The 22,616-nt window shown below is 62.1% G+C and carries 21 protein-coding genes and 1 pseudogene; 3 read left to right on the top strand and 19 right to left on the bottom strand.

Going from position 1 to position 22,616, the window contains the following annotated elements; translation table 11 throughout:
* Window positions 1-29: 29 nt before the first annotated feature.
* The 14 genes from ACIQAL_RS15715 to phnC form a co-directional block, all read right to left on the bottom strand.
* A complete protein-coding gene (locus tag ACIQAL_RS15715) occupies window positions 30-851 on the bottom strand; it encodes an alpha/beta fold hydrolase (protein WP_401146909.1) in 822 nt (273 codons plus the stop codon).
* 147 nt (window positions 852-998) lie between these two features.
* On the bottom strand, window positions 999-1,748 hold the full coding sequence (gene phnP / locus ACIQAL_RS15710; protein WP_401146906.1) for a phosphonate metabolism protein PhnP: 750 nt from the start codon (window positions 1,746-1,748) through the stop codon (window positions 999-1,001).
* Window positions 1,739-2,320 (bottom strand): phosphonate metabolism protein/1,5-bisphosphokinase (PRPP-forming) PhnN, encoded by a 582-nt coding sequence (phnN, locus tag ACIQAL_RS15705; RefSeq protein ID WP_401146903.1) that lies wholly within the window; start codon window positions 2,318-2,320, stop codon window positions 1,739-1,741. Before phnN ends, phnP begins: the two co-directional genes overlap by 10 nt.
* Window positions 2,320-3,483 (bottom strand): alpha-D-ribose 1-methylphosphonate 5-triphosphate diphosphatase, encoded by a 1,164-nt coding sequence (locus tag ACIQAL_RS15700; protein ID WP_401146901.1) that lies wholly within the window; start codon window positions 3,481-3,483, stop codon window positions 2,320-2,322. Before ACIQAL_RS15700 ends, phnN begins: the two co-directional genes overlap by 1 nt.
* Entirely contained in the window at window positions 3,477-4,208 is a 732-nt protein-coding gene (gene phnL / locus ACIQAL_RS15695; protein ID WP_401146900.1) for a phosphonate C-P lyase system protein PhnL, read from the bottom strand. The genes ACIQAL_RS15700 and phnL overlap by 7 nt, the downstream gene beginning before the upstream one ends.
* 34 nt (window positions 4,209-4,242) lie before the next feature.
* A complete protein-coding gene (phnK, locus tag ACIQAL_RS15690) occupies window positions 4,243-5,058 on the bottom strand; it encodes a phosphonate C-P lyase system protein PhnK (protein ID WP_401146897.1) in 816 nt (271 codons plus the stop codon).
* A complete protein-coding gene (locus tag ACIQAL_RS15685; RefSeq protein WP_401146895.1) occupies window positions 5,055-5,942 on the bottom strand; it encodes an alpha-D-ribose 1-methylphosphonate 5-phosphate C-P-lyase PhnJ in 888 nt (295 codons plus the stop codon). The genes phnK and ACIQAL_RS15685 overlap by 4 nt, the downstream gene beginning before the upstream one ends.
* A complete protein-coding gene (locus tag ACIQAL_RS15680) occupies window positions 5,939-7,012 on the bottom strand; it encodes a carbon-phosphorus lyase complex subunit PhnI (RefSeq protein WP_401146893.1) in 1,074 nt (357 codons plus the stop codon). The genes ACIQAL_RS15685 and ACIQAL_RS15680 overlap by 4 nt, the downstream gene beginning before the upstream one ends.
* Window positions 7,012-7,629, bottom strand: a complete 618-nt coding sequence (gene phnH, locus ACIQAL_RS15675) for a phosphonate C-P lyase system protein PhnH (RefSeq protein WP_166597774.1) — start codon at window positions 7,627-7,629, stop codon at window positions 7,012-7,014. Before phnH ends, ACIQAL_RS15680 begins: the two co-directional genes overlap by 1 nt.
* Window positions 7,629-8,096, bottom strand: a complete 468-nt coding sequence (gene phnG, locus ACIQAL_RS15670; RefSeq protein ID WP_401146890.1) for a phosphonate C-P lyase system protein PhnG — start codon at window positions 8,094-8,096, stop codon at window positions 7,629-7,631. Before phnG ends, phnH begins: the two co-directional genes overlap by 1 nt.
* Before the next feature lie 14 nt (window positions 8,097-8,110).
* A complete protein-coding gene (gene phnF / locus ACIQAL_RS15665; RefSeq protein ID WP_401146887.1) occupies window positions 8,111-8,815 on the bottom strand; it encodes a phosphonate metabolism transcriptional regulator PhnF in 705 nt (234 codons plus the stop codon).
* Between the two features lie 39 nt (window positions 8,816-8,854).
* Window positions 8,855-9,643 (bottom strand): phosphonate ABC transporter, permease protein PhnE, encoded by a 789-nt coding sequence (gene phnE / locus ACIQAL_RS15660; protein WP_341964380.1) that lies wholly within the window; start codon window positions 9,641-9,643, stop codon window positions 8,855-8,857.
* A gap of 74 nt (window positions 9,644-9,717) precedes the next feature.
* The gene (phnD, locus tag ACIQAL_RS15655) at window positions 9,718-10,722 is read right to left on the bottom strand and encodes a phosphonate ABC transporter substrate-binding protein (RefSeq protein WP_401146885.1); all 1,005 of its coding nucleotides are present in this window, start codon (window positions 10,720-10,722) and stop codon (window positions 9,718-9,720) included.
* A gap of 60 nt (window positions 10,723-10,782) precedes the next feature.
* Complete coding sequence (phnC, locus tag ACIQAL_RS15650) at window positions 10,783-11,616, bottom strand: phosphonate ABC transporter ATP-binding protein (protein WP_401146883.1); 834 nt, start codon at window positions 11,614-11,616, stop codon at window positions 10,783-10,785.
* Window positions 11,617-11,905: 289 nt separating this feature from the next.
* On the opposite strand from phnC, the gene ACIQAL_RS15645 reads away from it, so the two are divergent.
* Window positions 11,906-12,778: an alpha/beta hydrolase gene (locus tag ACIQAL_RS15645; RefSeq protein ID WP_401146881.1), complete on the top strand. Its 873-nt coding sequence runs from the start codon at window positions 11,906-11,908 to the stop codon at window positions 12,776-12,778.
* 529 nt (window positions 12,779-13,307) lie between these two features.
* Here ACIQAL_RS15645 and ACIQAL_RS15640 read toward each other — a convergent pair.
* The 3 genes and pseudogenes from ACIQAL_RS15640 to ACIQAL_RS15630 all read right to left on the bottom strand — a co-directional run bounded on the left by ACIQAL_RS15640 (window position 13,308) and on the right by ACIQAL_RS15630 (window position 15,970).
* Window positions 13,308-14,072, bottom strand: coding sequence for a methyl-accepting chemotaxis protein (locus ACIQAL_RS15640; protein ID WP_401147148.1), 765 nt, complete (start codon window positions 14,070-14,072; stop codon window positions 13,308-13,310).
* 93 nt (window positions 14,073-14,165) lie between these two features.
* A pseudogene (locus tag ACIQAL_RS15635) lies at window positions 14,166-15,200 on the bottom strand (cache domain-containing protein); the annotation flags it as partial.
* A gap of 329 nt (window positions 15,201-15,529) precedes the next feature.
* Window positions 15,530-15,970: a VOC family protein gene (locus ACIQAL_RS15630; RefSeq protein ID WP_401146880.1), complete on the bottom strand. Its 441-nt coding sequence runs from the start codon at window positions 15,968-15,970 to the stop codon at window positions 15,530-15,532.
* 107 nt (window positions 15,971-16,077) lie between these two features.
* Between ACIQAL_RS15630 and ACIQAL_RS15625 the strand changes: the two genes are divergently transcribed.
* Window positions 16,078-16,938, top strand: a complete 861-nt coding sequence (locus tag ACIQAL_RS15625) for a LysR family transcriptional regulator (protein WP_401146879.1) — start codon at window positions 16,078-16,080, stop codon at window positions 16,936-16,938.
* A 50-nt stretch (window positions 16,939-16,988) separates the two neighbouring features.
* On the opposite strand, the gene poxB is transcribed toward ACIQAL_RS15625, so the two are convergent.
* Window positions 16,989-18,710 carry a ubiquinone-dependent pyruvate dehydrogenase gene (gene poxB / locus ACIQAL_RS15620; protein ID WP_401146876.1) on the bottom strand — a complete coding sequence of 574 codons (1,722 nt, stop codon included), beginning with the start codon at window positions 18,708-18,710 and terminating at the stop codon, window positions 16,989-16,991.
* A 528-nt stretch (window positions 18,711-19,238) separates the two neighbouring features.
* Window positions 19,239-21,173: a penicillin-binding protein 2 gene (mrdA, locus tag ACIQAL_RS15615; protein ID WP_166597763.1), complete on the bottom strand. Its 1,935-nt coding sequence runs from the start codon at window positions 21,171-21,173 to the stop codon at window positions 19,239-19,241.
* 692 nt (window positions 21,174-21,865) lie between these two features.
* Here mrdA and ACIQAL_RS15610 point away from each other — a divergent pair.
* On the top strand, window positions 21,866-22,612 hold the full coding sequence (locus ACIQAL_RS15610) for a gluconate 2-dehydrogenase subunit 3 family protein (RefSeq protein WP_401146873.1): 747 nt from the start codon (window positions 21,866-21,868) through the stop codon (window positions 22,610-22,612).
* Window positions 22,613-22,616: the final 4 nt, after the last annotated feature.

The following is a 22,616-nucleotide window of genomic DNA, read 5'->3' as shown; positions in this document are numbered from 1 at the left end:
CACTCCCACAGGGGCCCGCCAAGGGGAAATCAGCCCTTGATGAACCCCAGCAGAATCTCATTGATCTCATCGGCCTGCACGGTACACATCCCGTGCGACCCACCCTTCACCAAATGCAGCGTCGAGCCTTTCACCAGTGTGTGGCTCTTCTCGCCCGAGGCCACCAGCGGCACGATCTGGTCGTCGTCGCCGTGGAGGATCAGGGTCGGCACGTCGATCTTTTTCAGGTCTTCGGTGAAGTCGGTTTCCGAGAACGCCTTGATGCAGTCGTATTCGCCCTTGACGCTGCCGAGCATACCGATGGACCAGAACGAATCGATAGCGCCCTGAGAGGTCTTCGCGCCATCGCGATTGAAGCCGAAGAATGGCACCGCGAGGTCTTTGAAGAATTGCGAGCGGTCAGCCGTGAAACCGGCACGAATGCCATCGAAGACGTCGATAGGCAGGCCTTCCGGGTTGGCCGCCGTTTTCAGCATCAGCGGCGGCACCGCGCCGATCAGCACGGCCTTGGCCACGCGAGACGAACCATGACGCCCGATGTAACGGGCCACCTCGCCACCGCCGGTGGAGTGGCCGATCATGATCACGTCTTTCAGGTCCAGCGCTTCGAACAGCTGCGCCAGGTCATCGGCGTAGGTGTCCATGTCGTTGCCTTCCCAGGTCTGGCCGGAGCGCCCGTGACCGCGACGGTCGTGGGCGATCACGCGGTAGCCTTTCTGGCCGAGGAACAGCATCTGCGCATCCCATGCATCGCCATCCAGCGGCCAGCCGTGGGAAAACACGATGGGCTGACCGCTGCCCCAATCCTTGTAGAAAAACTCGGTGCCGTCTTTGAGGGTCAGGATAGACATGGGGCGCAATCTCCGGGAAAGGTGCAGGGAAGATTGAGCGTAGACCGGGTTGGAGGATGTGCCTTGTAGATATGTGCTGGTTTGAGGCCCCTGCGGATGGAAGATTGCTCCCCTTCTGGGCGGGGCCTTTGTGGGAGCGAAAAGACGTTACAGCGCCATCCCGTCCCTTGCCACGTTCACATGCCCCGGCAATTCTCTTTCATGCGCCATCAACCACGCATCCAGCGCATGTCCCACATGGGTCAACACCCCCTGCCCCGGCTGTAAATCCTCGATGATCTGCAACGCCAGGTTCAGGTCGTTGTGATTGCGCGGCGTCTGCGGCTGAGGCGGCATGGAGCAGTCGAGGATCAGCACGTCCACTGCCCGCTCCCGCAGATACGCGGCGGTGTCATTGGGCAACCCCACGGTGTCGGTGAGGTACGCGATCCGGCGTCCGCCGCCTTCGAGCAGATAACCCAGCGTCGGTTTGGAATGCAATAACGGCAGCGCGGTGACGGACAGCTCGCCAAAGGCGCGGGTTTCGAACGCGGCGAACGGCTGGCTAAAATCGAGAATTCCCGGGTGCTTGTACAAGTCCGACAGCCCTTCCGGGTCCGCCGGGCCGTGCACCGGGATCACCAGCCCCTGCCCCCAGCGCAGGTGCAGTAATCCCTGGGCGTGGTCGGCGTGGTAGTGAGTCTGGAGGATGCCGCTGAAGCTGCGCGGCGGGAAACGTTCAGTGAGGTCGGGCAAGCCGCTGTCGATCAACCAGCGTTGATCACCCAGTTCGACCAGCGCCGAGCACGGGCGTCGGCGCAGGCGCGGATCGGCATGGGCGGCCTCGCACGCCGAGCACTGACAGCCGTAGACCGGCACCTGTCGCGCATCGCCGGTGCCCAGCAACGTCAGGCGCATGCGTGTTCCCGGTCGAGGCGTTGCAATAAACGGTCGACGGTCTGTTCCAGCGCGCCGGAGTTGTCCAGCAAGAGAATCGATGCACCGCTCGCAGGCCCCGCGGCGGCCAGCAGGTCATCGGCAAACTGCGCATTGCGCGACAGCCGTGCCTCGACCTCCTGCGCCGATTCCCGGCCCCGCGCCAGCAACCGCTGACGCAACACCACCTGATCGACACTCAGCAACACCACCAGCAAATCGGGATACCGCGCCTGCGCCTGTGGCAGATGCCCTCGCGAGCCATTGATCAAGACGTCGTGGCCGTCAGCGAGCCATTGATCGATCTCGTTCGGAATCCCGTAATACAGGCCGTTTGCGGACCAACTCAGGGCAAACGCGCCCTGAGCCTGCATCTCGGCGAATTGCTCGACGCTAACCGCCTGCGCCGCCTCGCCCTTGGCTTCCGCCGAACGGGTGATGACCCGGCGCACGATCCGGCAGCCCCGAGCGGCCAGAGGTTCGCTCGCGGCATCCAGCAGGCTGTCCTTGCCCGAACCGGACGGTCCGATGAGATAGATCAACCTGCCTGCCATCAGAAAACCCTCTTCGCTTGTCGCCAGACCTGCTGAATCACCGGCAGGTTGCCCACGGCACGGGCATGAATCAGATCGGCGCGCAGGCCGACGCGGATCTCGCCACGGTCCTGCAACCCCGCCGAACGCGCGGGCGCCAGGCTCACCGTGGTGACGGCTTTTGCCAGCCTTGCGCCCGTCTGCGGCTGATCTTCGTCCAGTTGCGCACCGAGGGTGAACGCGGCCTGCAACAGACTCGCCGGATAGTAATCGCTGGAGAGAATATCCAGTAGCCCTTCTTTAGCAAGGGTCGCCGCCGCGATGTTGCCGGAGTGCGAGCCGCCACGGACGATGTTTGGCGCGCCCATCAGCACGCTCATGTCCAGACGACGGCAGGCCTGCGCCGCTTCCAGCGTGGTCGGAAATTCGGCGATGGTCATGCCGTAACCTGCGGACTCCTCGACGTGCTCGACCGTCGCGTCATCGTGGCTGGCCACCGACAGCCCACGCGCCAGGCAGATGTCGACGATGGCCTTGCGGTAGCGGTCACTGTAAATCTTCGAGTTGGCGACCTGCTCGACGATGAACGCGTCCATCTGCTCTGTGCTCAGGTGGTATTTGCCCATGTAATACTCACGGTACTTGGATTCAAGGGCGAACTGACGCTGACCCGGCGAATGGTCCATGGTCGACACCAGTTGCACCAGCGGCTGCTCCACCAGGTCGCGGAACACGCTCAGGGTGTCCGGGTGGCAGACTTCGCAACGCAGGTGCAGGCGATGTTCCGCGCGGGTGGTGTCGGTGGCGTTGGCACGGGCGATGGCTTCGACCATCCCCGGCAGTTGCTGCATGCGCTTGCCCTTGGGGTTGACGTCGCCGATGGACAGCGCGTCAAACACCGTGGTGATGCCGGCCGCGATGATCTGCGCGTCGTGGCTGATCACCGCCGAGGCCGACGGCCAGTCCACGCCGGGGCGCGGGCTGAGGTGTTTTTCCAGGTTGTCGGTGTGCAGCTCAACCAGCCCCGGCAGCAGGTAATCACCATCGAGGTTCTGAGACTTAGGCAGATAACTCACGCCGGTCTGCACGTCGCTGATCATCCCGTCCCGCAGGACGACGGTGCCGGTGAACACCTGATCGGCAGTGACGATGCGGGCATTGGTCAGGATCTGTTCGTTCAGCATTGCAGCAGCTCCTTGGCGGTCAGGTGCTTGTCGGGCAGTTGTTGAGGGGTCATGTCGAGCACGCGGTCGGACACCGCTTCGCGGGCCAGCCGGTCGTGGAAGATACCGATCAGAGCGGCACCGGCGTGCTTGGCTTCGTTGATCAGCTCCAGCACCACTGTGCGGTTGCTGTCGTCCAGCGACGCGGTGGGTTCGTCGAGCAGCATCACCGGCCACGGCACCATGAAACCCCGGGCGATGTTGACCCGCTGTTGTTCGCCGCCGGAAAACGTTCCCGGCGCCAATTGCCACAGGCGTTGTGGAATGTTCAGGCGGGCCAGCAACAGCTCGGCGCGGGCCTTGGCGTCCTCGCGGCTCCAGCCACGGGCCAGGGCCGGTTCCATTACCACGTCCAGGGTGGCGACACGGGGGATCACCCGCAGAAACTGGCTGACGTAGCCCAGCGTCTGCCGACGCACGTCAAGCACTTGCCGAGGCTCGGCACCGACCAGTTCCAGCCATTGGTTCTGATGCATCACCCGAATGCTGCCGCCCGCAGGCAGGTAGTTGCCGTACAGCGTGCGCAGCAAGGTGCTTTTGCCCGCGCCGGAATGCCCGTGCAGCACCAGGCATTCGCCGCCGCGCACCGAGAAATTCAGGCCGCGCAGCACGTTGAGCACCACCCCGTTCTGCTGATGCAGGGTGAAGGTTTTCGAGAGGTCCTGGACCTCGATCAGCGTGTTCATCAAAGCCACTCCAAAAGTCGGGTCAGGGCTGCATTCAAGGTTGCAGCACGGAAGAGACCAGCAACTGCGAATACGGGTGTTGCGGGTCGTCGAGGATCTGATCGGTCAAGCCGGTTTCGACGACGTGGGAACGGCGCATCACCATCAGCCGGTCCGCCAGCAGACGGGCCACGGCCAAGTCGTGTGTGACGATGACCACCGCCAGGTCAAGCTCACGCACCAGGCCGCGCATCAGGTCGAGCAAGCGCGCCTGCACCGACACATCGAGGCCGCCGGTGGGCTCGTCCATGAACACCAGACGCGGGCCGGACACGAGGTTGCGGGCAATCTGCAAACGCTGTTGCATGCCGCCGGAAAAGGTCCGCGGCAGGTCGTCGATGCGCGCCGGGTCGATCTCCACCTGATTCAGCCAGTCCAGCCCCGCTGCGCGTAGTTGCTGGTAGTTGCGCACGCCCTGAGCCATCAAGCGTTCGCCGATGTTGGCGCCTGCCGAAACGGCCATGCGCAGACCGTCGCGAGGATTTTGCTCGACGAAGCCCCACTCGGTGCGCAGCAAGGTGCGGCGCTGGGCTTCGCTGGCGCTGTAGAGGTCCAGCCAGTTGCCATGCGTGTCGCGGTAATCGATGACGCCGCTGTCTGGCGGGCAACGGCCACTGAGCAGCGAGAGCAAGGTCGATTTGCCCGAGCCCGACTCGCCGACGATGCCCAGCACTTCACCGGGGTAGAGGTCGAAACTGACGTCCTGGCAGCCCTTTTCCGGGCCGTACAATTTGCCCAGGCCCTTGACCTTGAGCAGCGGCTGGCTGCGATCGGTGATCGCCTCCGGTGGCAGCTTTCTGGCAGCGATCATGGCTTCGCCCTCCCCTCGTTGACCCGTTGCGCGCAGTAGTCGGTGTCGGAACAGACGAAGCTCTGGGTGCCTTGATCGTCGAGGATCAGCTCGTCGAGGAACGAGTCATGGCTGCCGCAGATGGCGCAGTTGTGTGTCCATTTCTGCACTTCGAAGGGGTGATCCTCGAAGTCCAGACTAGTGACGCGGGTGTAGGGCGGAATGGCGTACAGGCGCTTCTCGCGACCGGCGCCGAACAGCATCAGGGCCGGGTTCATGTCGAGTTTCGGGTTGTCGAATTTCGGGATCGGCGACGGGTCCGTCACGTAGCGCTCGTCCACCATGACCGGGTAGGCGTAGGCCGTGGCGATGTGGCCGAAGGTGGCGATGTCTTCGTACAGCTTGACGTGCATCACCCCGTAATCATTGAGCGCGTGCATGGTGCGGGTTTCGGTTTCCGAGGGCTCGATGAAGCGCAGTGGCTCGGGAATCGGCACCTGAAAGACCATGATCTGGTCGGCGTGCAGCGGCGTTTCCGGCATGCGGTGGCGGGTCTGGATGATCGTCGCGTCCGGGGTGCGTTCGGTGGTTTCAACGCCAGCGGTGCGGGCAAAGAAGCGGCGGATCGACACCGCGTTGGTGGTGTCGTCGGCGCCCTGGTCGATGACCTTGAGCACGTCTTCGGCGCCGAGGATTGCGGCGGTCAGCTGCATGCCGCCGGTGCCCCAGCCATAGGGCAGCGGCATTTCACGGCCGCCGAACGGCACCTGATAACCGGGAATCGCCACGGCCTTGAGCAGGCCACGACGGATCATGCGTTTGGTCTGTTCGTCCAGGTAGGCGAAGTTGTACGCCTCGTCGCGCTGCGGGCGAGGTTGTTGTCGAGGGTCAGTGGCGGCGTTCATTGGGCCGACTCCTTTGCAGGCGCGCGCAGCTTGCGGATCAGTTCCAGTTCGGCCTGGAAGTCCACGTAGTGCGGCAGTTTCAGGTGCGACACGAAGCCCGAGGCATCGACGTTGTCGCAGTGAGCGAGGACGAATTCTTCCTGTTGCGCGGGCGAGACGACTTCTTCGGCGTACTCCCCGGCGCGCAGCGAACGGTCCACCAGCGCCATGCCCATGGCCTTGCGCTCGGCGTGACCGAAGGTCAGGCCGTAGCCTCGGGTGAACTGCGGCAGCTCGGTTGCGGAGCCGACGAACTGGTTGACCATCTCGCACTCGGTGACCTCGATGGCGCCGATGGCAATCGGAAAGCCCAACTCTTCCGGCTCGATCCAGACCTCGACCTCACCGACGCGAATTTCCCCGGCGAACGGGTGGTTGCGGCCATAGCCGCGCTGGGTCGAATAGCCCAGTGCCAACAGGAAACCTTCGTCGCCACGGGCCAGCGCTTGCAGGCGTTCCGCGCGGCTGGCCGGGTATTCCAGCGGCTCGCGGGTGATGTCCGCGACCGGCGCGCCCGTGTCCGGTTCGTCCTTGATCAAGCCTTCTTTTGCCAACAGACCCGAGACCCGAGGACAGGCCTCGACGGTGGCGTCAGGGCGGGTTTGCGGACCGGGGAACTCGCCTTCCGCCAGCAGGGTGAAATCCAGCAGGCGGTGGGTGTAGTCGAAGGTCGGGCCGAGCAGTTGACCGCCGGGCACATCCTTGAAGGTTGCCGACAGTCGACGGCTGATCTGCATCGCCGAGGTGTCAATAGGCAGGCTGGCGGCGAAGCGCGGCAGCGTGGTGCGGTAGGCGCGCAGCAGGAAGATCGCTTCCACCAGATCGCCCGCTGCCTGCTTGATCGCCAGCGCGGCGAGTTCAGTGTCGTACAACGAGCCTTCGGTCATGACCCGGGCGACGGCCAGGGGCAATTGCTGACGAATCTGCTCGACGCCCAGCTCTGGGACGGACGTGTCACCCCGGCGTTTTTTCGCCAGCAGCGCGTGAGCATTGTCGATGGCCTGTTCGCCACCTTTCACGGCAACGTACATCAGACACCTCCATTCGACAGGACGCGGGTGCTGCGCGGCAGTCCCATCAGTTCGCTGCCCGCGACGAAGAACACGTCGATGCCACGGGGGAAGTCATTGCGTGCACTGCGCTCGGCCCAGAAGGCGTCCTGCAACGGCAGGCTGACGTGGTTTTTGCTCTCGATGCCCGGCCCTTGCCAGGCCAACTGGCGACCGCCTTGCAGGCTCGGCAACTGGACCAGCAGCGTGCAGGACTGATCTGGGTAGCGGTCGTTGCCCAGGTCGAAGCCGCTCAGGTCATGGAGCTGGCTGTCATCGAGCAAGGCGAAGCGAGCGTTCTGCCGGTCGCTGACGATGGGGCAACCGCAGTGAAACGTCAGGTTGGCGCGAATCGCCTGGGTGTCGAACGTCGGCGCCAGCCACAGCGGCGTGTCGACGTCCAGCAAGGCGAGGCACAGGGCGTGACTGGCCGAAGCGAGGCCTTCGAGGTGCGGCGGGATTTGCGCCGAGGACAGGCTCTGGGCCACCCCCGGTCCGGCGAGGGCCTTGAGGGCGGCGCGGAAACTGCGCTGGGCGTCCAGCACCGGGTCAGCGAAGGCAGGCTGTAAAAGCGAAGCGGTGGCGAGCGTCGTGTTCATCAGTTTTCTCCTCGAACCAGCGTGAAGAAGTCCACCTTGGTCGCGGCGGTTTCGGCGTGTTGTTGGGACCGGCGTTCGGCGTGGGCCTTAGCCAGGGGTTCGATCAGTTCACGCAGCCAGTGGGCCTGTTGCGCGCCTTGCAGGTGAGCGTCGGCCAGGGCGGCCAGTACGGCGTGGGCCTTGTCGCGCCCAGCCAGGTAGCTGTAACCGGTGCGCCCGTCGCCGAGGCGCACCACGCAGCGGGTCACGGTCATCTCGCCGAGGTTGAACGCTGCCCCGCTGCCACCCATGCGACCACGGACCAGGGTCATGCCAATTTCTGGGGCGCGGATCAGCTGATACTCGACGTCGCGCAGGGCGTCTTCGTGAGGCTGCAAATCCTTGCGTTGGGTGCGGGACAACACGCCGATCCAGTGCTGGCGTGCCGCGTGTTCGGGGGGTGTGGTGAAAGCGGATGAAGCAGTCATCGAGGGCATCTCCATCAGGTGACAATCTGATACTGGAAGCGGTCGGAGCGGCTGGTGGAATGGGCAATCTCCACCGGGTGTCCGTCGGCATCGCGGGAAAGGGTGAGCACCGTCAGCGCAGGCAAGTGGCGCGGCATCAGCAACACGCCGGCCTCTTCGCGACTGGGCAGACGAGCGCCGATCAGGCTGAAGGTGCGGGTCAACGGCAGGTCGCGGGACGCGAGGTACTGGCGCACCGAGCCGCTTTTGTAATCGGCCACCAGCGCGGCACGGCTGGCGCAATAGCGGTGGCGGATCAGACTCACCGGCTGGCCATCGAGGCGGCGCAGGGTTTGCAGTTCGATCAGCGGCGCGTGTTCTTCGAGGCCCAGATGCTCGGCCTCTTCGCGGGTGGCGACGCAGTGGCGACGCTGCAACAGCACCGCCTCGACGCCATGCCCCAAGGCCGACAACGACTGGCTGTAGGCGCTCTCGGCGGCCACCGGGTACACCAGCGGACGGCCCAGCACCTGCGTGCCTTTGCCCTGGCGGCGCAACAGGCTGCCTTCGCGCACCAGTTCGTCGATGGCCCGGCGCACGGTGTGGCGGTTGACGTCGAAGCGCGCGGCCAGCTGGGTCTCAGCGGGCAGGAATTCGCCGGCGATGTAGTGGTTCAGCTCGTTGCGCAGGGTGTCTGCGAGTTCCCTATAGACGGGTTCGGATTGTCTAGACAAGTGCATGGCTAAAAAAAGGGTTCGCACCCTCTCCTGTCGTGATCGTTAGATGAACTGCTTGCGCAGGCGCTGGGAGAAGATGTCGATGACGCTGACCACCACGATGATTACCAGCAGCACCGAACAGGTCTGGGTGAACTGAAACGCGCGGATGTTTTCCCAGAGGATCACGCCGATGCCGCCTGCGCCGACCATCCCCACCACCGTCGCCGAGCGCACGTTGGATTCGAAGCGGTACAAGGCGTAGGAAATCCACAGCGGCATGACTTGCGGAATGACCCCGAAAATCACTTCCTGCAAGGCGCTGGCACCCGTGGCGCGCACCCCTTCCACCGGACCGGGATCGATGGCTTCGACGGCCTCGGCGAACAGCTTGGCCAGCACGCCCGTGGTGCTGATCCACAAGGCCAGAACCCCGGCGAACGGGCCAAGACCGACCGCGACCACGAACAGCATCGCGAAGACCATTTCATTGATGGAGCGGAAGGCATCCATGACCCGGCGCAGCGGTTGATGAATCCACCACGGGGTGATGTTGTCAGCGCACAGCACGCCCAGTGGCACCGAGCAGACGATCGCCAGCAGCGTGCCCCACAAGGCGATGTGCACCGTGACGATCATTTCTTGGAGGTACGAGCGCCATTCGTGGAAATCAGGCGGGAAGAAGTCGGCGGCGAAGGTCGCCATGTTGCCGGAGTCGCGGACCAGCGCCAGCGGGTTCATCTCGGCGCCGTGCCAGGCCCAGGCCATCATCGCGAAGAAGATGCCCCAGCCCAGGTATTGCGGCCAGGTGCGCTTGCCGACGGGGTCAGCGTATACAGCGTGAGTGCTCATGACAGTGTCCCGGTGTGAAATGGGGGTTGAGGCAGGCGCAGCGGTCAGGCCACCGCGCCGTGCCGTTCAGCCGGTCAACCCGCCTTGGCGGTGTTCTGTTTTTCCAGCTCGGTGATGCGGTCTTGCAGCTTGGTCAGGCCCGCGTCGATTTCTTTCAGCTTCGCGGTCTTTTCATCGGCGCTCAGGCTGGTGCTGGCGGTGGTTTCGGTCTTCTGCTTGAACAGCTCCAGCTGGCGGATGGTCAGCAACTGGTCATCCGAAGACTTGAGGAACTTGCCCATCTGCATGTTCTTCAGCACGGCCTTTTCCTCGTCGGTGTCGCCGTAATTGGCGAAGAAATCGCGAACCTTGTTTTTGGTTTCATCGGACATGCCCTTGCGCCAGACCATCGGGTCGGCCGGGATGATCGGCGACTTCCAGATCACCTTGAGCTTGGCGGCGCTTTCCGGCTGGGTGACTTCCAGACGGTCCCAGCTCTCGGTGTTGAAGGTCGCGACGTCCAGTTGGCCCTTGGCGACGCTCAGGGCGTTCACTTCATGGCTGGAGTTCAGGGTGCGCTTGAAGGCAGTGGCGGCATCGACGTGGTTCTTGGCGAACACGTAATAGCCCGGCACCAGGTAGCCGGAGGTGGAGTTCGGGTCACCGTTGCCGAAGGTCAGTTCCTTGGCGTGCTTGAACATGTCGTCGATGGAATTGATCGGGCTGTCCTTGCGCGCAATGATTACGCTCCAGTAGCCCGGCGCGCCGTTGGCGGCAGCGGTCTGGGCGAAGATCTCGCCACCGGAACGGTCCACGGCTTCCATCGCCGCCTTGTTGCCCAGCCAGGCCACGTCGACCTTGTTGAAACGCATGCCCTGAATCAGACCCGCGTAGTCGGAAGCGAAGGTGGCGTTGACTTTCAGGCCGGTCTTTTTCGACATGTCGTCGAGGAACGGTTGCCAGACGCTTTTCAGGTTCTGCGACGACTCGGTGGACATGATGCCGAAGTTAAGCGTGCTTTCGTCTGCGTGCGCGGTGCCCGTCAGGCAGCCGGCAACGAGAGCGGCAGACGCGAACACGCGACCGATACGGTTCAACATGGAGAGCTCCTGGAACATGGGTTGAGGTGTTGTTGTGGGGTGCTGTTCTGTGATGAACAATCAGGCCCGGGCCAGCGCCAACTGCGGGGGCTGACTGGGATTGCGGCCCTGATCGGCGAACATCAGGCTGGCGTCGGCGTCGGCGCCGTAGAGGTCGTTGAGGAACTGGCCGTTGAGGTCGGCGCCATTGCCATCGAAATGAATGCGTCCCCCTTTGAGCGCCACGGCCCGTGGGCAATAGCGCACGGCGTAGTCCACTTGGTGCAGGGTAACGACCACGGTCTTGCCGTCCTGGCGATTGATGTCGGCGAGGATTTCCATGACCTTGCGGGCGGACTCGGGGTCCAGTGACGCGATGGGCTCGTCGGCCAGGATGACTTCGGCCTGCTGGGTCAATGCGCGTGCGATGGCGACCCGTTGTTGCTGGCCGCCGGACAAGGTCGACGCGCGCTGCTGAGCGAGATCCGCCAGCCCGACGCGGTCCAGATTGGCCATGGCGCGGGCCTTTTCCTCGGCGTTGAACATCCCGAGGCTGCCACGCCAGCGCGGCATGCGGCCCAGGCAGCCGAGCAGAACGTTGTCCAATACGCTCAGGCGATTGACCAGATTGAATTGCTGAAAGATGTAGCCGATGTCGGCGCGCAGACGGCGGACCTGGCCATTGAGGCGACCCGCCGCCTGAACCTCACGGCCCAGCACGCGGACGCTGCCGCCGTTGTTGCGATCGCAGCAGGCGAGTCCGGCCAGATGTCGCAACAGGGTGGATTTGCCCGAGCCGGAAGCGCCGATCAGCGCCACCATTTCTCCGGGTTGTATAGACAATGCGAGGTCAACCAGAGCGGTTTTGCGGGCAAATGTCTTGTTCAAACGGTCGACATGGATAGCTGCGTTCATGGGGCTTCTCTTGTCATGTGTTTCGGTTCCGGCGTCCTGCCAGGGGTGAATGTCAGCCGCCCGGTCCGTCCTGGAGCGTGCTCGGTGCGACCGACATTAGAGAGACCATGTGGCATTTCCATGACCCGTGGATGAACCTCGGATAACAGTTCGTTGACCATTTGATGCGAGATTTTTCGCGGATTTTGTCGACATGTTCGCGCAAAGTGCCGGTTTAGGGCGCACGCGGAATAGACAACCGGCACGCGCCGGGGCACGCTGGTGAACCCTCACTTTCCGGCACGCTCCGATGAACTGGATGAAATCGCTGACCGTTATCGTGCTCGGCGCGCTGCCTTTGCTGGCAATCGCCGACCATCAGGAGACTCACCCCTTGGCTGAAATCGGCTCTGCCCACTACCGCTTCGAACGTCTGAACATCGACTCCCCCGATCATCAACGGCATTACCGGCTGGACATCGGCATCCCGCGCAGTGCACCGCCTGCGTCGGGCTACCCGGTCATGTATTTGCTGGACGGCAACAACGTCATGGCCGAGGTGCAGGACGACTGGCTGGGCGAATTGAGCGCAGGCGCCCCGCCGCTGCTGGTGATGATCGGCTACGACATCGACGGGACCTACGACGGCGAACAGCGCACACGGGATTACACCGGGGAGACGTCGAAAGCGTTTCTGGAATTGATCCTGGCGACGATCAAACCTCAGGTGCAGGCGCGGTACTGCGTCGACCTGAAACGGCAGAGCTTGTGGGGGCATTCGTTTGGCGGACTGTTCACGCTCTATGCTTTGCTGCAGCGACCCGAGGCATTCCAGACATGGATCGCCGCCAGCGCCTCGCTCTGGTATCAGCCGATTACGTACGACAACGGTATGGCGCTGACGGCGTTTCCTGCTGGCACAACGCGCACGGTGCGGCTGGTTAAAGGGGAACGGGAAGGCAAACCGCCCATCGCGCAATTCGACGGGGGTTCCGAGGAAAGAAGAAGAGCCATGTCAGCGGTGCCCAAAGATGCCAATCGACTGTTGGCCGAGCACTTGGCAAAACTGCCGGGGAGTGAAGCCAGTTACCAACAATTCAATGGCCGGAACCACGGGCAAATGTTCGGCACAGCGTTGCATCTGGGGTTGCGCAGGGCTGCCGGATTGCCTGAACAGCCTTGAGTGAGAGCACCCCTGCAACCCAGTTGGCAACACGACCTGTAGGAGCGAATTCATTCGCGAAGGCGGTACAGGCGACACATCTCCATCGCCTGAAGACCCGCTTCGCGAATGAATTCGCTCCCACAGTTATTGCGCTTACATCTGCCCAATACGATAAGCCCCGCATCCTAAGATACGGATCTTTCCAACACCGCAGAACTCACGCTGGCAACACGACCTGTGGGAGCGAATTCATTCGCGAAGGCGGTACAGGCGACACATATCCATCGCTTAAACACCCGCTTCGCGAATGAATTCGCTCCCACAGTTATTACGCGTACACCCGCCAAATACGGCGAGCCACAGCTCTTTAGATGCTGAACGATCAAGCACCGCAGAACTCACGCTGGCAACACCACCTGTGGGAGCGAATTCATTCGCGAAGGCGGTACAGGCGACACATCTCCATCGCTTAAAGACCCGCTTCGCGAATGAATTCGCTCCCACAGTGATTACGCGTACACCCGCCAAATACCGCCAGCCGGCCGTTTTAAATCCGGAACGTCCCCACCAGATGCTGCAACCGCGCGGCCTGATGTTCCAGGTGGGTGCAGGCGTCCAGCGTCGACTTGAGGTTATCGACCCCTTCCTGGTTCAGCGTGTTGATTTCGGTGATGTCGACGTTGATCGACTCGACCACCGCTGTCTGCTCCTCCGTCGCCGTCGCTACCGACTGGTTCATGCCGTCGATTTCGCCGATGCGGCGGGTCACGCTGTTGAGGCGTTCGCCGGCCTGGTTGGCGATGGTCACGCTGCTTTCGCTCTGACGCTGACTTTCGGTCATATTGACCACCGCGTCGCGGGCGCCGACTTGCAGCTCTTCGATCATGCCCTGCACTTGCTGCGCCGAATCTTGGGTGCGGTGCGCCAGATTCCGCACTTCATCGGCCACCACCGCAAAACCACGACCCGCTTCACCCGCACGCGCCGCTTCGATGGCCGCGTTCAGCGCCAGCAGGTTGGTCTGTTGAGAGATGCCGGTGATCACTTCCAGAATCTGGCCGATGTTGGCGGTCTTGGCGTTCAGCGTTTCGATGTTCACGCACGATTCGCTGATCTTGTCCGACAGCTGATTCATCGCCTTGATGGTCTGGGTCACGACGCCTTGCCCTTCGCTGGCGAGTTGCGTGGCTTCGCTGGAATGCTGCGACGCGAGCGCGGCGTTCTGTGCAATTTCCTGGGCAGCGGCACCCAGTTGATTGATCGCGGCGGCCACGCTGCTGGTGCGGCTGGCCTGCTGGTCGGAGTTGCCCATGGACGAGTTGGACGCGCCGACCACACGGGCCGCGACCTCACCCAACTGCCCTGCCGTGGACGCCACTTCGCGGATCGAGCCGTGGATACGCTCGACGAAGCGGTTGAACGACTGTGCCAGCGCGCCGAATTCGTCTTGCGACACGATCGACAGGCGTTTGGTCAGGTCGCCCTCGCCGTCGGCGATGTCCTGCATGGCGCGACCCATCTGGTGCAGCGGCTGCATCAGGACGCGAATCAACAAGCCCAGCAGCACCATGATGATCGCCACGGCGATGACCATCGCGGTGATGGCCGAGGAACGGAACTCACTGAGCATCGAATAGGCGGTGTCCTGGTCGAGCACCAACGCCACGTACCAGTTCGCCGAGGACAGGCCTTCGACCTTGGTGAACGAGATGAACTGCGCCTTGCCACCGGACTCGATCTGGTACACGCCGGGCACGATTTTCGGTGCGCCGTTCGGATAGGCCTCGCTGACGTTCTTGAGCAGCAGTTTGCTGTCCGGGTGAATCAGGATTTTGCCGTCGGCGCTGACGATGTACGCATAGCCGTGCCCGCCGAAGTTCAGGGAGTTGATGGTCTTACTGATGGCGTCCAAAGCAATGTCTGCCCCTGCGACACCGATCATCTGACCCTGCTGACGCACCGGCGTGGCCAGGGTCACCACCAGCTTGCCAGACGACGCGGCAATGTAAGGCTCGGTCACGATAATGCCTTGCGCCGCATCCGCTGCTTTATACCAACCACGGGCGCGAGGGTCGTAATCGGCCGCACGGTTGCCCGCAGGCACCGAGAACATCACGCCGTCCTTGCCGCCAAAATAGCTCAGCTGGAAATTGTCGCCGTACACCGGCAGGCCAACGATGCGCTGCAGGCTGCTCGCGGATGGACCGTCGGCCGCCACTTGCTGGGCCATGGAGTTGAGGAGTTGGGTCCGACTGTCCAGCCACGTCTGGATGTTTTGCGTGGTCAGACTTCCCAGTTGTTGTAATTCGGCGTCAACGCTGTTCTTGAGAGTTTCACGCTGGCGGTAATCGTTGACCAGGATGAAACAGCTAAAAGCAACAACAACTATCAGTGCAGCGGCCAGCAGGATCTTTCTGCTGAAACCCAGACTTTTGATCATACGATTGTGTCCATAACCAAGAATGACAGCGACGGGAATGCGTGGCCGGTCAGGCGCGCGCCGGGCTTTTTACGGGTTTAAGCGGAGAAAGGGAAGACGCGGCCTGAAATATACTTCGGCCGATAATCAAAGGAGTTGAGACCGGTCGTCGATGAAACTTATCGGTCACTTTATAGACGTAGAAAGAACATCTAAAAACGCTGAGACATTCATCTAACGATGTTTAAGCGGGATCCAATTATCGTAAATCTTGAGGTCTCGTAGAGTTCACTGTGGGAGCGAATTCGCTCCCACAGGTCGTAGGGGTCTCAAGACCCAGTTTCAAAGATTCATTTCGCAAACAACTGCCCGATGTCTTTAAACGCCTTGAATTCCAGCGCATTGCCGCAGGGGTCGAACAGGAACATGGTCGCCTGCTCGCCCACTTGGCCCTTGAAGCGCACGTAAGGTTCGATCACGAACTTCGCGCCCTGCCCTTTCAAACGGTCCGCCAGCGCTTCCCATTCTTCCCAGCCCAGCACCACGCCAAAATGCGGCACCGGCACGTCATGGCCGTCCACCGCGTTGCTGCCGGCGTGGGCCTGGGAATCGGTTTTAGGGTGTTCGTGGATCACCAGTTGGTGACCGAAGAAATCGAAGTCCACCCAGTGATCGCTTGAGCGGCCTTCCGGCAGGTTGAACACGTTGGCGTAGAAATGCCGCGCAGCCGCGAGGTCGTACACGGGGATGGCGAGGTGAAACGGCGAGATCGTTCGGGTGGTAGCGGTCACGGCAATGTTCCTCTTTTCGGGATGCGGCCATCTTTACCCATTGATTCCTTGATTGAAAGATCATAATTTTCGCGTCGAGCCACAATAATTTCGATCAGTGAGTTGCCATGATTCGCGAGCTGAAAACCTTTCTCACGGTCCAGCGACTGGGTACGTTCGTTGCGGCGGGCAATCAGATTGGCCTGACCCAATCGGCGGTCAGTGCGCAAATCCGAACCCTGGAAAAAGCCTTGGGCACGACGCTGTTCGACCGCAGTGGTCGCAGCGCCACGCTCAACGCTGCCGGGCAGCGGGCGTTGCCGATGGCGCAGGACATTGTCGAGCGATTCGAACGCATGGCGGCGCCGACGGCTGACAGTGGGTATTACGGCGAACTGGTGATCGGCGCCATCGCCACCGTGCAGACCGGGCTGCTGCCCGCTGCGCTGGTGCAGCTCAACACGCTGGCGCCGACCGTCGAAGCCAAGGTGGTGCCCGGCGTGTCGCAGACGCTGCTGAACCGCGTCGACGCAGGGGAAATCGATCTGGCGATCCTGATCCGTCCGCCCTTCTCGCTGCCAAAGGAATTGCACCTTGAGGTCATCGAGCGCGAGCCGTTCGTGCTCATCGCCCCGGCCTCTGTAAAAGGAGACGATCCGCTTGAGCTGCTACGCGAACAGCGTTTCGTGCGCTATGACCGGCATTCGTTTGGCGGACGGCAGGTGACCCGATTCCTGCGTGAACAGAAAATCGACACGCAGCCGGGCCTGGAACTGGATGAAGTGGACGCGATTGTGCGGATGGTCGAGGCAGGATTGGGCGTGTCGCTGGTGCCAAGGGCCGGGCTTTGGCTGGAGCGTGCAACGCAGATCAGGGTCATCGACCTCGGCGCCCTGACCTTCTACCGCGAACTGGCTGTGGTGATGCGCCATGCCAATCGGCAGTTGCCGTTGCAGCGATTGTTTCGTAAGTGCTTGAACGTGGTGTAAGACACCTGTAGCCGTCCGGCTTGGCGGGCGGCTACAGATAGCCCATTGCTCTAGCGGAAGTTGGTTTTCGCCAATTCCAGCACCTGATCGGCCTTGCCGCTCATCACCGCCTTGAGCATGAACAGGCTGAAACCCTTAGCCTGGGCCAGTTTGATTTTCGGCGGCAGGCCCAGTTCCTGTTTTGCGGTGACCACGTCCACCACCACCGGCCCCGGATGCTCGAAGGCCTTTTTCAGGGCGTTGGGCAGGTCGGCCGAATCTTCCACGCGAATCCCGAGAATGCCCGCGCCGATGGCGATGTTGGCGAAATTGGTGGCATTGAAATCGGTATCGTGAGGCACGTACCCGCTGGCCTGCATCTCCATCGCGACAAAGCCCAACGAGCTGTTGTTGAACACCACGATTTTGATCGGCAGGTTGAGCTGGCGAATGCTCAGCAAGTCGCCCAGCAGCATCGACAGCCCGCCATCGCCACACAGCGCCACCACCTGGCGTTGTGGAAACGCGGCTTTCGCCCCCAACGCCTGAGGCATGGCATTAGCCATGGAGCCGTGATTGAACGAACCCAGCAGTGAACGCTGGCCGTTCATGGTCAGGTAGCGCGCCGCCCACAACGTCGGGGTGCCGACATCGACGGTGAAGATCGTGTCCGGGTCGGCGTAGGCATCGACCATGCGCGTCAGGTACTGCGGGTGAATCGGCTCGCCGTGGGGCGACGGCGTGGCCAGTTCGTCCAGTTCTTCGCGGGCCTTGGCGTAGTGATCCAGTGCCTTGTCGAGAAACTTCCGGTCGGTGTGCGGCTTGATTCTCGGCAGCAGCGCAATGATGGTTTCGGCAATACCGCCTTCCAGCCCCAGGGTCAGAGGTACACGACGACCGAGGGCCGCCGCATCGATATCGATCTGAATGATGTTGGCTTTTTCCGGGTAGAAATTGCGGTACGGAAAACTGCTGCCCAGGATCAACAACGTGTCGCAGGACATCATCGCGTGGTAGCCCGAGCTGAAGCCGATCAGGCCGGTCATGCCCACGTCGAAGGGGTTGGCGTATTCGATGTACTGCTTGCCGCGCAGCGCGTGGACCACCGGGGCTGACAGCTTTTCGGCCAGCGCGACGACTTGATCGTGAGCTTCGGCACAGCCCGCACCGGCCAGAATCGTCACGCTTTTCGACTTGTCGAGCAGCGTCACCAGTTGCTGCAAATCCTTTTCGGCGGGGATCACCCGCGCAGAGCTGACGTCGACCCACGCCGGTTTGGCTTCAGGCGCAGGCAATAGCGCAACGTCGCCCGGAATCACAATCACCGCGACGCCCCGCTCACTGATGGCCGCACGCATGGCCCGTTCCAGCACGCGAGGAAACTGCTCGGCACTGCTCACCGCTTCAACGAAGTGACTGCACTCCTTGAACAGTTCGGTGGGGTGGGTTTCCTGAAAATAGTTGAGGCCGATTTCCGAGGACGGGATCTGCGCGGCAATCGCCAGCACCGGCACGCGACTACGGTGGCAGTCATACAGGCCGTTGATCAAGTGCAGATTGCCCGGACCGCAACTGCCTGCGCAGACCGCCAGCTTACCGGTGGACGCGGCCTCAGCCCCGGCAGCAAACGCGGCGACCTCCTCGTGGCGAGTGTGCATCCACTTGATCTTGCCCAGCCGTTCGAGGCTGTCGGTCAGCCCGTTCAGGCTGTCGCCGCTCACCCCCCATATCTTGGAAACGCCTGCAGCGGCGAGGGTCTGGGCGAGGTAATCGGCGACGGTTTTGCTGGACATGGGGCGGGTTCCTTGTCGAGTCGAAAAGTCGGCGCGACGCAAAAGGCTGCGTCGCGCATCGTTTCAAATCGACCCGCAGGGTGGGTCACAGTTCAGTGTGAATGGGGTGGCCCTGCCGCGATGCATTTGATATGACACAGTCCCGCCTCTGCCGAAGGCGTGGGAATTGGCTTGGCTGCGATCTGTTGCGAAGCGACAACGAATCCTGTGCATGGGATATACCTGACACACCGAGGTGTCCGGTTTTGCCATTACTGCGCAATGCTTCGTAGGCAAGGTGGAGCGCCACCCCGGCACTCCCACGGCCTTCGGCCAGAATCAAAGGCTTGATCCGCGCCGCCCGCGTGCTTCTGCCAAAGGCGTGGGAGCTGGCTTGCCTGCGATCTGTTGCGAAGCGACAGCGAATCCTGTGCATGGGATATGCCTGACACACCGAGGTGTCCGGTTTTGCCATTGCTGCGCAATGGATCGTAGGCAAGCCAACTCCTACGGCCTACGGCCAGAATCAAAAGTCGACGGAGCAACCCTTCACACCGGCGGCTGCACCACCGCCTTGCTCGGCGCGGCGATCTGCTGTTTCGGGTTGACCGGCGGGGTCGCGGGCGTGGCGTATTGCTGTTTGAGATGACCGTCCGAATCCAGCAGCCACGCATCAAGAATCTGCCGTACCACCGGGCCTGCCACACGTCCACCCGCTTCGCCGTTTTCGATCATCACCGCCACCGCGATTTTCGGGTTGGCGGCGGGCGCGAAGCCAACGAACAAGGCGTTGTCGCGATGGCGCTCCAGCGTTTTGTCGCGGTTGTAGCGCTCGCCCTGTTTGATCGCCACCACCTGGGCCGTACCGCTTTTCCCGGCAATCCGGTATTGCGCGCCCTGGGCCGCCGCACGAGCGATACCCCTGGGGTCGTGCATCACCGCCTGCATGCCGTTGTTGACCTGATCCCACTCGCGGGCATCGCGCAACACAATGTTCGGCATCGGGTGCTCGTCCACCGGTGGCACGCCGCCGATTTCCTTCGCCAGGTGGGGCCGGTTCCACACGCCTTTGTTGGCGATCAGCGTCGTGGCCTGAGCCAGTTGCAGCGGCGTGACCTGCATGTAGCCCTGGCCGATGCCGAGGATCACGGTCTCGCCCGGGAACCACGCCTGACGACGGGTGATGCGCTTCCACTCCTTGGACGGCATCAGGCCCGCCGACTCTTCGAACATGTCCAGCGAGACCTTCTGACCGATGCCAAACATCGTCAGATAATCGTGCATTCGGTCGATCCCCAGCTTGTGGGCCAGGTCATAGAAATAGGTGTCGTTGGAACGCATGATCGCCGCGTACAAATCCACCCAGCCGTCGCCGCTGTGGTTCCAGTTGCGGTATTTGTGGTCGAAGTCCGGCAGCTGGAAATAGCCCGGATCGAACACGCGGGTGGACGGCGTGATGATGCCGCTGTCGAGCCCGGCAATCGCGACTTCAGGCTTGATGGTCGAGCCCGGTGCGTACAGGCCGCGCAGCACGCGGTTGAACAGCGGCCGGTCCACCGAATCACGCAGCGCCGAATATTCCTTGAAGCTGATGCCGGTGACGAACAGGTTCGGGTCGAAACTCGGCTTGCTGACCATCGCCAGCACCTCGCCAGTCGCCGGGTCGATGGCCACGACGGAACCGCGACGATCCCCCAGCGCTTCTTCGGCGGCTTCTTGCAACTTGATGTCCAGGCTCAGGGTGATGCTTTTCCCCGCGACCGGGTCGTGGTGGTTGAGCACCCGCAACACGCGGCCCTGAGCGTTGGTCTCCACCTCTTCGTAGCCGACGTGACCGTGCAGCTCGTTTTCATAGAAGCGCTCGACGCCGGTCTTGCCAATGGACTGGGTGCCCCGGTACTCGACCTGATCCAGCTGGGTCGCTTCTTTTTCGTTTATTCGACCGACATAGCCGATGGAATGGGCGAAATGTTCAGCCAACGGGTAATGACGAACGAACTGCGCCTCGACATCCAGCCCCGGCAGACGGAACTGGTTCACCGCCAGCAGGGCGATCTGCTCTTCGGTCAGCTCATAGAGAAGGGTGACCGGCACGAAGCGATGGGGCGAGTTCTTCATCGCCTTGTCGAAAATGATCCGGTCTTCATCGGGCAGGTTGAGGATCTGCATCAACTCGTCGATAACCGCATGCCAATCCCCTGCCCGCTCGCGGGTCATGGTCAGGTTAAAGCTGGGACGGTTGTCGGCGAGGATCACCCCATTTCGGTCGTAAATCAGCCCGCGTTCCGGCGGGATCGGCAACACGTGAACGCGGTTGTTTTCGGAAATCGTCGAGTGATAGGCAAATTGGGTGACTTGCAGGAAGTACATCCGGCAGACCAGGGCAACGCTGAGGATGACAACGAAAAGCGCACAGGCGATCAACCGCTTGTTGACCAGCCGGGTCTCCTTCTCATGGTCCTTCAAGGGGATTGGATCGGGCATTTCTACAGCTACTCGGTGAAAAGGTGAACGGTGCACACGGCGTCCATTGGCGGTTCGCTGGACGCAAATGGCGTGCACGATACCAAGAAGCGCCCGGCGTCATGGACCGTTCTTCATGAAAATCCTGTCATCTTCGCAGAAAGCGCCGAGGAGCACCGGTGATGCGTCAGGCCGTTTTCGCATGCCGAGGTGTTAAAAAAGAACAACTTTGTTGCACAACGCTCATCAATGCTCGACCCACTCCCGGATCAGCCATTCCGATAAAAAACGGATCAGAATTTGCGGCTTTTTTTGCGAGTCGAGGGTGGTGAGCCGAAACCCTCATAGCACAACGGTTACAGCGTTCTTGAACATTCGTGCGGTGGTTTGCAGGGAAACGCCGCACACCAAGACAAAAAACCTACTGTTGCAATATTAGCAACAGTCATTTGCAGAATTCACAGGATGCAACAGCCGGTAACACATCTATGATTGCGCTTCGCGTGGAAAAGATGACCGGCGGTCATGGCGATCCCCCGCTCAGCGTGCGCCTTTCGCCCGCCGGGCTGCCAGAGACCCAATGTCACACCCACCGAAGCATTGATCCTCGGCACTAAAACAACTCGCCGAACCCAACCGTGAATACGTACGACGCCCTCCCGACCGGACCCTCCTCGCGATGGCCCGCGAAGGTGCGTTCTCAGGAGCCTTGCATGACAGAAAAACCCAAGGGCCTCACCCGCCGCCAGTTGCTGAAGTCCTCGGCAACGACGCTGGCCGTGGGCGCTGCTGCCACGGCCAAGGCGGCCACCGTTGTCGGTGTGCCGGAGTGGGTCCCCTTCGACCACAACGGTCCGATGCATTACGACACCCCTGGCTGGCAGTTCTTCACCGCCGCCGAAGCCTGCGCGGTGGAAGCCATCGTGGCGCGCCTGATCCCGGCGGACGAGTTGAGCGTGAGTGGCAAGGACGCCGGTTGCGCGGTGTTCATCGACCGCCAGCTCGCCGGTGAATACGGCACCTTCAGCCGTCTGTACATGCAAGGCCCGTTCGAGAAAGGCACCCCGATGCAGGGTGACCAGTCCGAACTCGTGCCCCGCGACCGCTACCGTCTGGGCCTGGCCGGCCTTGAAGGTTATTGCCAGAAACAGTTCCAGAAAAGCTTCGCCGCCCTCGCCCCCGAGGTGCAGGACACAGTGCTGACGGGCTTGGAAAAGGGTGAGGTCGTCCTCGACGGCATCGACGCCAGGCTGTTCTTCCAGCAAGTGCTGGGCAACACCATGGAAGGCTTCTTCGCCGACCCGGTCTACGGCGGCAACCGCGACATGGTCTCCTGGAAAATGATCGGTTTTCCGGGTGCCCGGTACGACTACCGCCCCTACATCGCTCAGCACAATCAGAAGCTGAACCTGGTGCCGCTTTCCATTTCCGGTAGCACCGCCTGGACCAAGAAGGGTTAATTCG

This window comes from Pseudomonas sp. NPDC088368, from assembly GCF_044753445.1.
In the GTDB taxonomy this organism is placed as follows: domain Bacteria; phylum Pseudomonadota; class Gammaproteobacteria; order Pseudomonadales; family Pseudomonadaceae; genus Aquipseudomonas; species Aquipseudomonas bambusae.
The sequence above is the reverse complement of the archived record's forward strand: the minus strand, read 5'-3'. Positions and strand labels throughout refer to the sequence as shown.

Coding starts and splice junctions, on each gene's coding strand:
- phnN (WP_401146903.1), bottom strand. CDS start 2,320: ATGGCAGGCAGGTTGATCTATCTCATCGGACCGTCCGGTTCGGGCAAG.
- ACIQAL_RS15685 (WP_401146895.1), bottom strand. CDS start 5,942: ATGAACGCCGCCACTGACCCTCGACAACAACCTCGCCCGCAGCGCGAC.
- phnG (WP_401146890.1), bottom strand. CDS start 8,096: ATGACTGCTTCATCCGCTTTCACCACACCCCCCGAACACGCGGCACGC.
- ACIQAL_RS15715 (WP_401146909.1), bottom strand. CDS start 851: ATGTCTATCCTGACCCTCAAAGACGGCACCGAGTTTTTCTACAAGGAT.
- ACIQAL_RS15700 (WP_401146901.1), bottom strand. CDS start 3,483: ATGCTGAACGAACAGATCCTGACCAATGCCCGCATCGTCACTGCCGAT.
- phnF (WP_401146887.1), bottom strand. CDS start 8,815: ATGCACTTGTCTAGACAATCCGAACCCGTCTATAGGGAACTCGCAGAC.
- phnH (WP_166597774.1), bottom strand. CDS start 7,629: ATGAACACGACGCTCGCCACCGCTTCGCTTTTACAGCCTGCCTTCGCT.
- phnK (WP_401146897.1), bottom strand. CDS start 5,058: ATGATCGCTGCCAGAAAGCTGCCACCGGAGGCGATCACCGATCGCAGC.
- phnC (WP_401146883.1), bottom strand. CDS start 11,616: ATGAACGCAGCTATCCATGTCGACCGTTTGAACAAGACATTTGCCCGC.
- ACIQAL_RS15645 (WP_401146881.1), top strand. CDS start 11,906: ATGAACTGGATGAAATCGCTGACCGTTATCGTGCTCGGCGCGCTGCCT.
- ACIQAL_RS15610 (WP_401146873.1), top strand. CDS start 21,866: ATGACAGAAAAACCCAAGGGCCTCACCCGCCGCCAGTTGCTGAAGTCC.
- phnE (WP_341964380.1), bottom strand. CDS start 9,643: ATGAGCACTCACGCTGTATACGCTGACCCCGTCGGCAAGCGCACCTGG.
- ACIQAL_RS15680 (WP_401146893.1), bottom strand. CDS start 7,012: ATGTACGTTGCCGTGAAAGGTGGCGAACAGGCCATCGACAATGCTCAC.
- mrdA (WP_166597763.1), bottom strand. CDS start 21,173: ATGCCCGATCCAATCCCCTTGAAGGACCATGAGAAGGAGACCCGGCTG.
- phnP (WP_401146906.1), bottom strand. CDS start 1,748: ATGCGCCTGACGTTGCTGGGCACCGGCGATGCGCGACAGGTGCCGGTC.
- phnD (WP_401146885.1), bottom strand. CDS start 10,722: ATGTTGAACCGTATCGGTCGCGTGTTCGCGTCTGCCGCTCTCGTTGCC.
- ACIQAL_RS15625 (WP_401146879.1), top strand. CDS start 16,078: ATGATTCGCGAGCTGAAAACCTTTCTCACGGTCCAGCGACTGGGTACG.
- phnL (WP_401146900.1), bottom strand. CDS start 4,208: ATGAACACGCTGATCGAGGTCCAGGACCTCTCGAAAACCTTCACCCTG.
- poxB (WP_401146876.1), bottom strand. CDS start 18,710: ATGTCCAGCAAAACCGTCGCCGATTACCTCGCCCAGACCCTCGCCGCT.
- ACIQAL_RS15640 (WP_401147148.1), bottom strand. CDS start 14,072: ATGGGCAACTCCGACCAGCAGGCCAGCCGCACCAGCAGCGTGGCCGCC.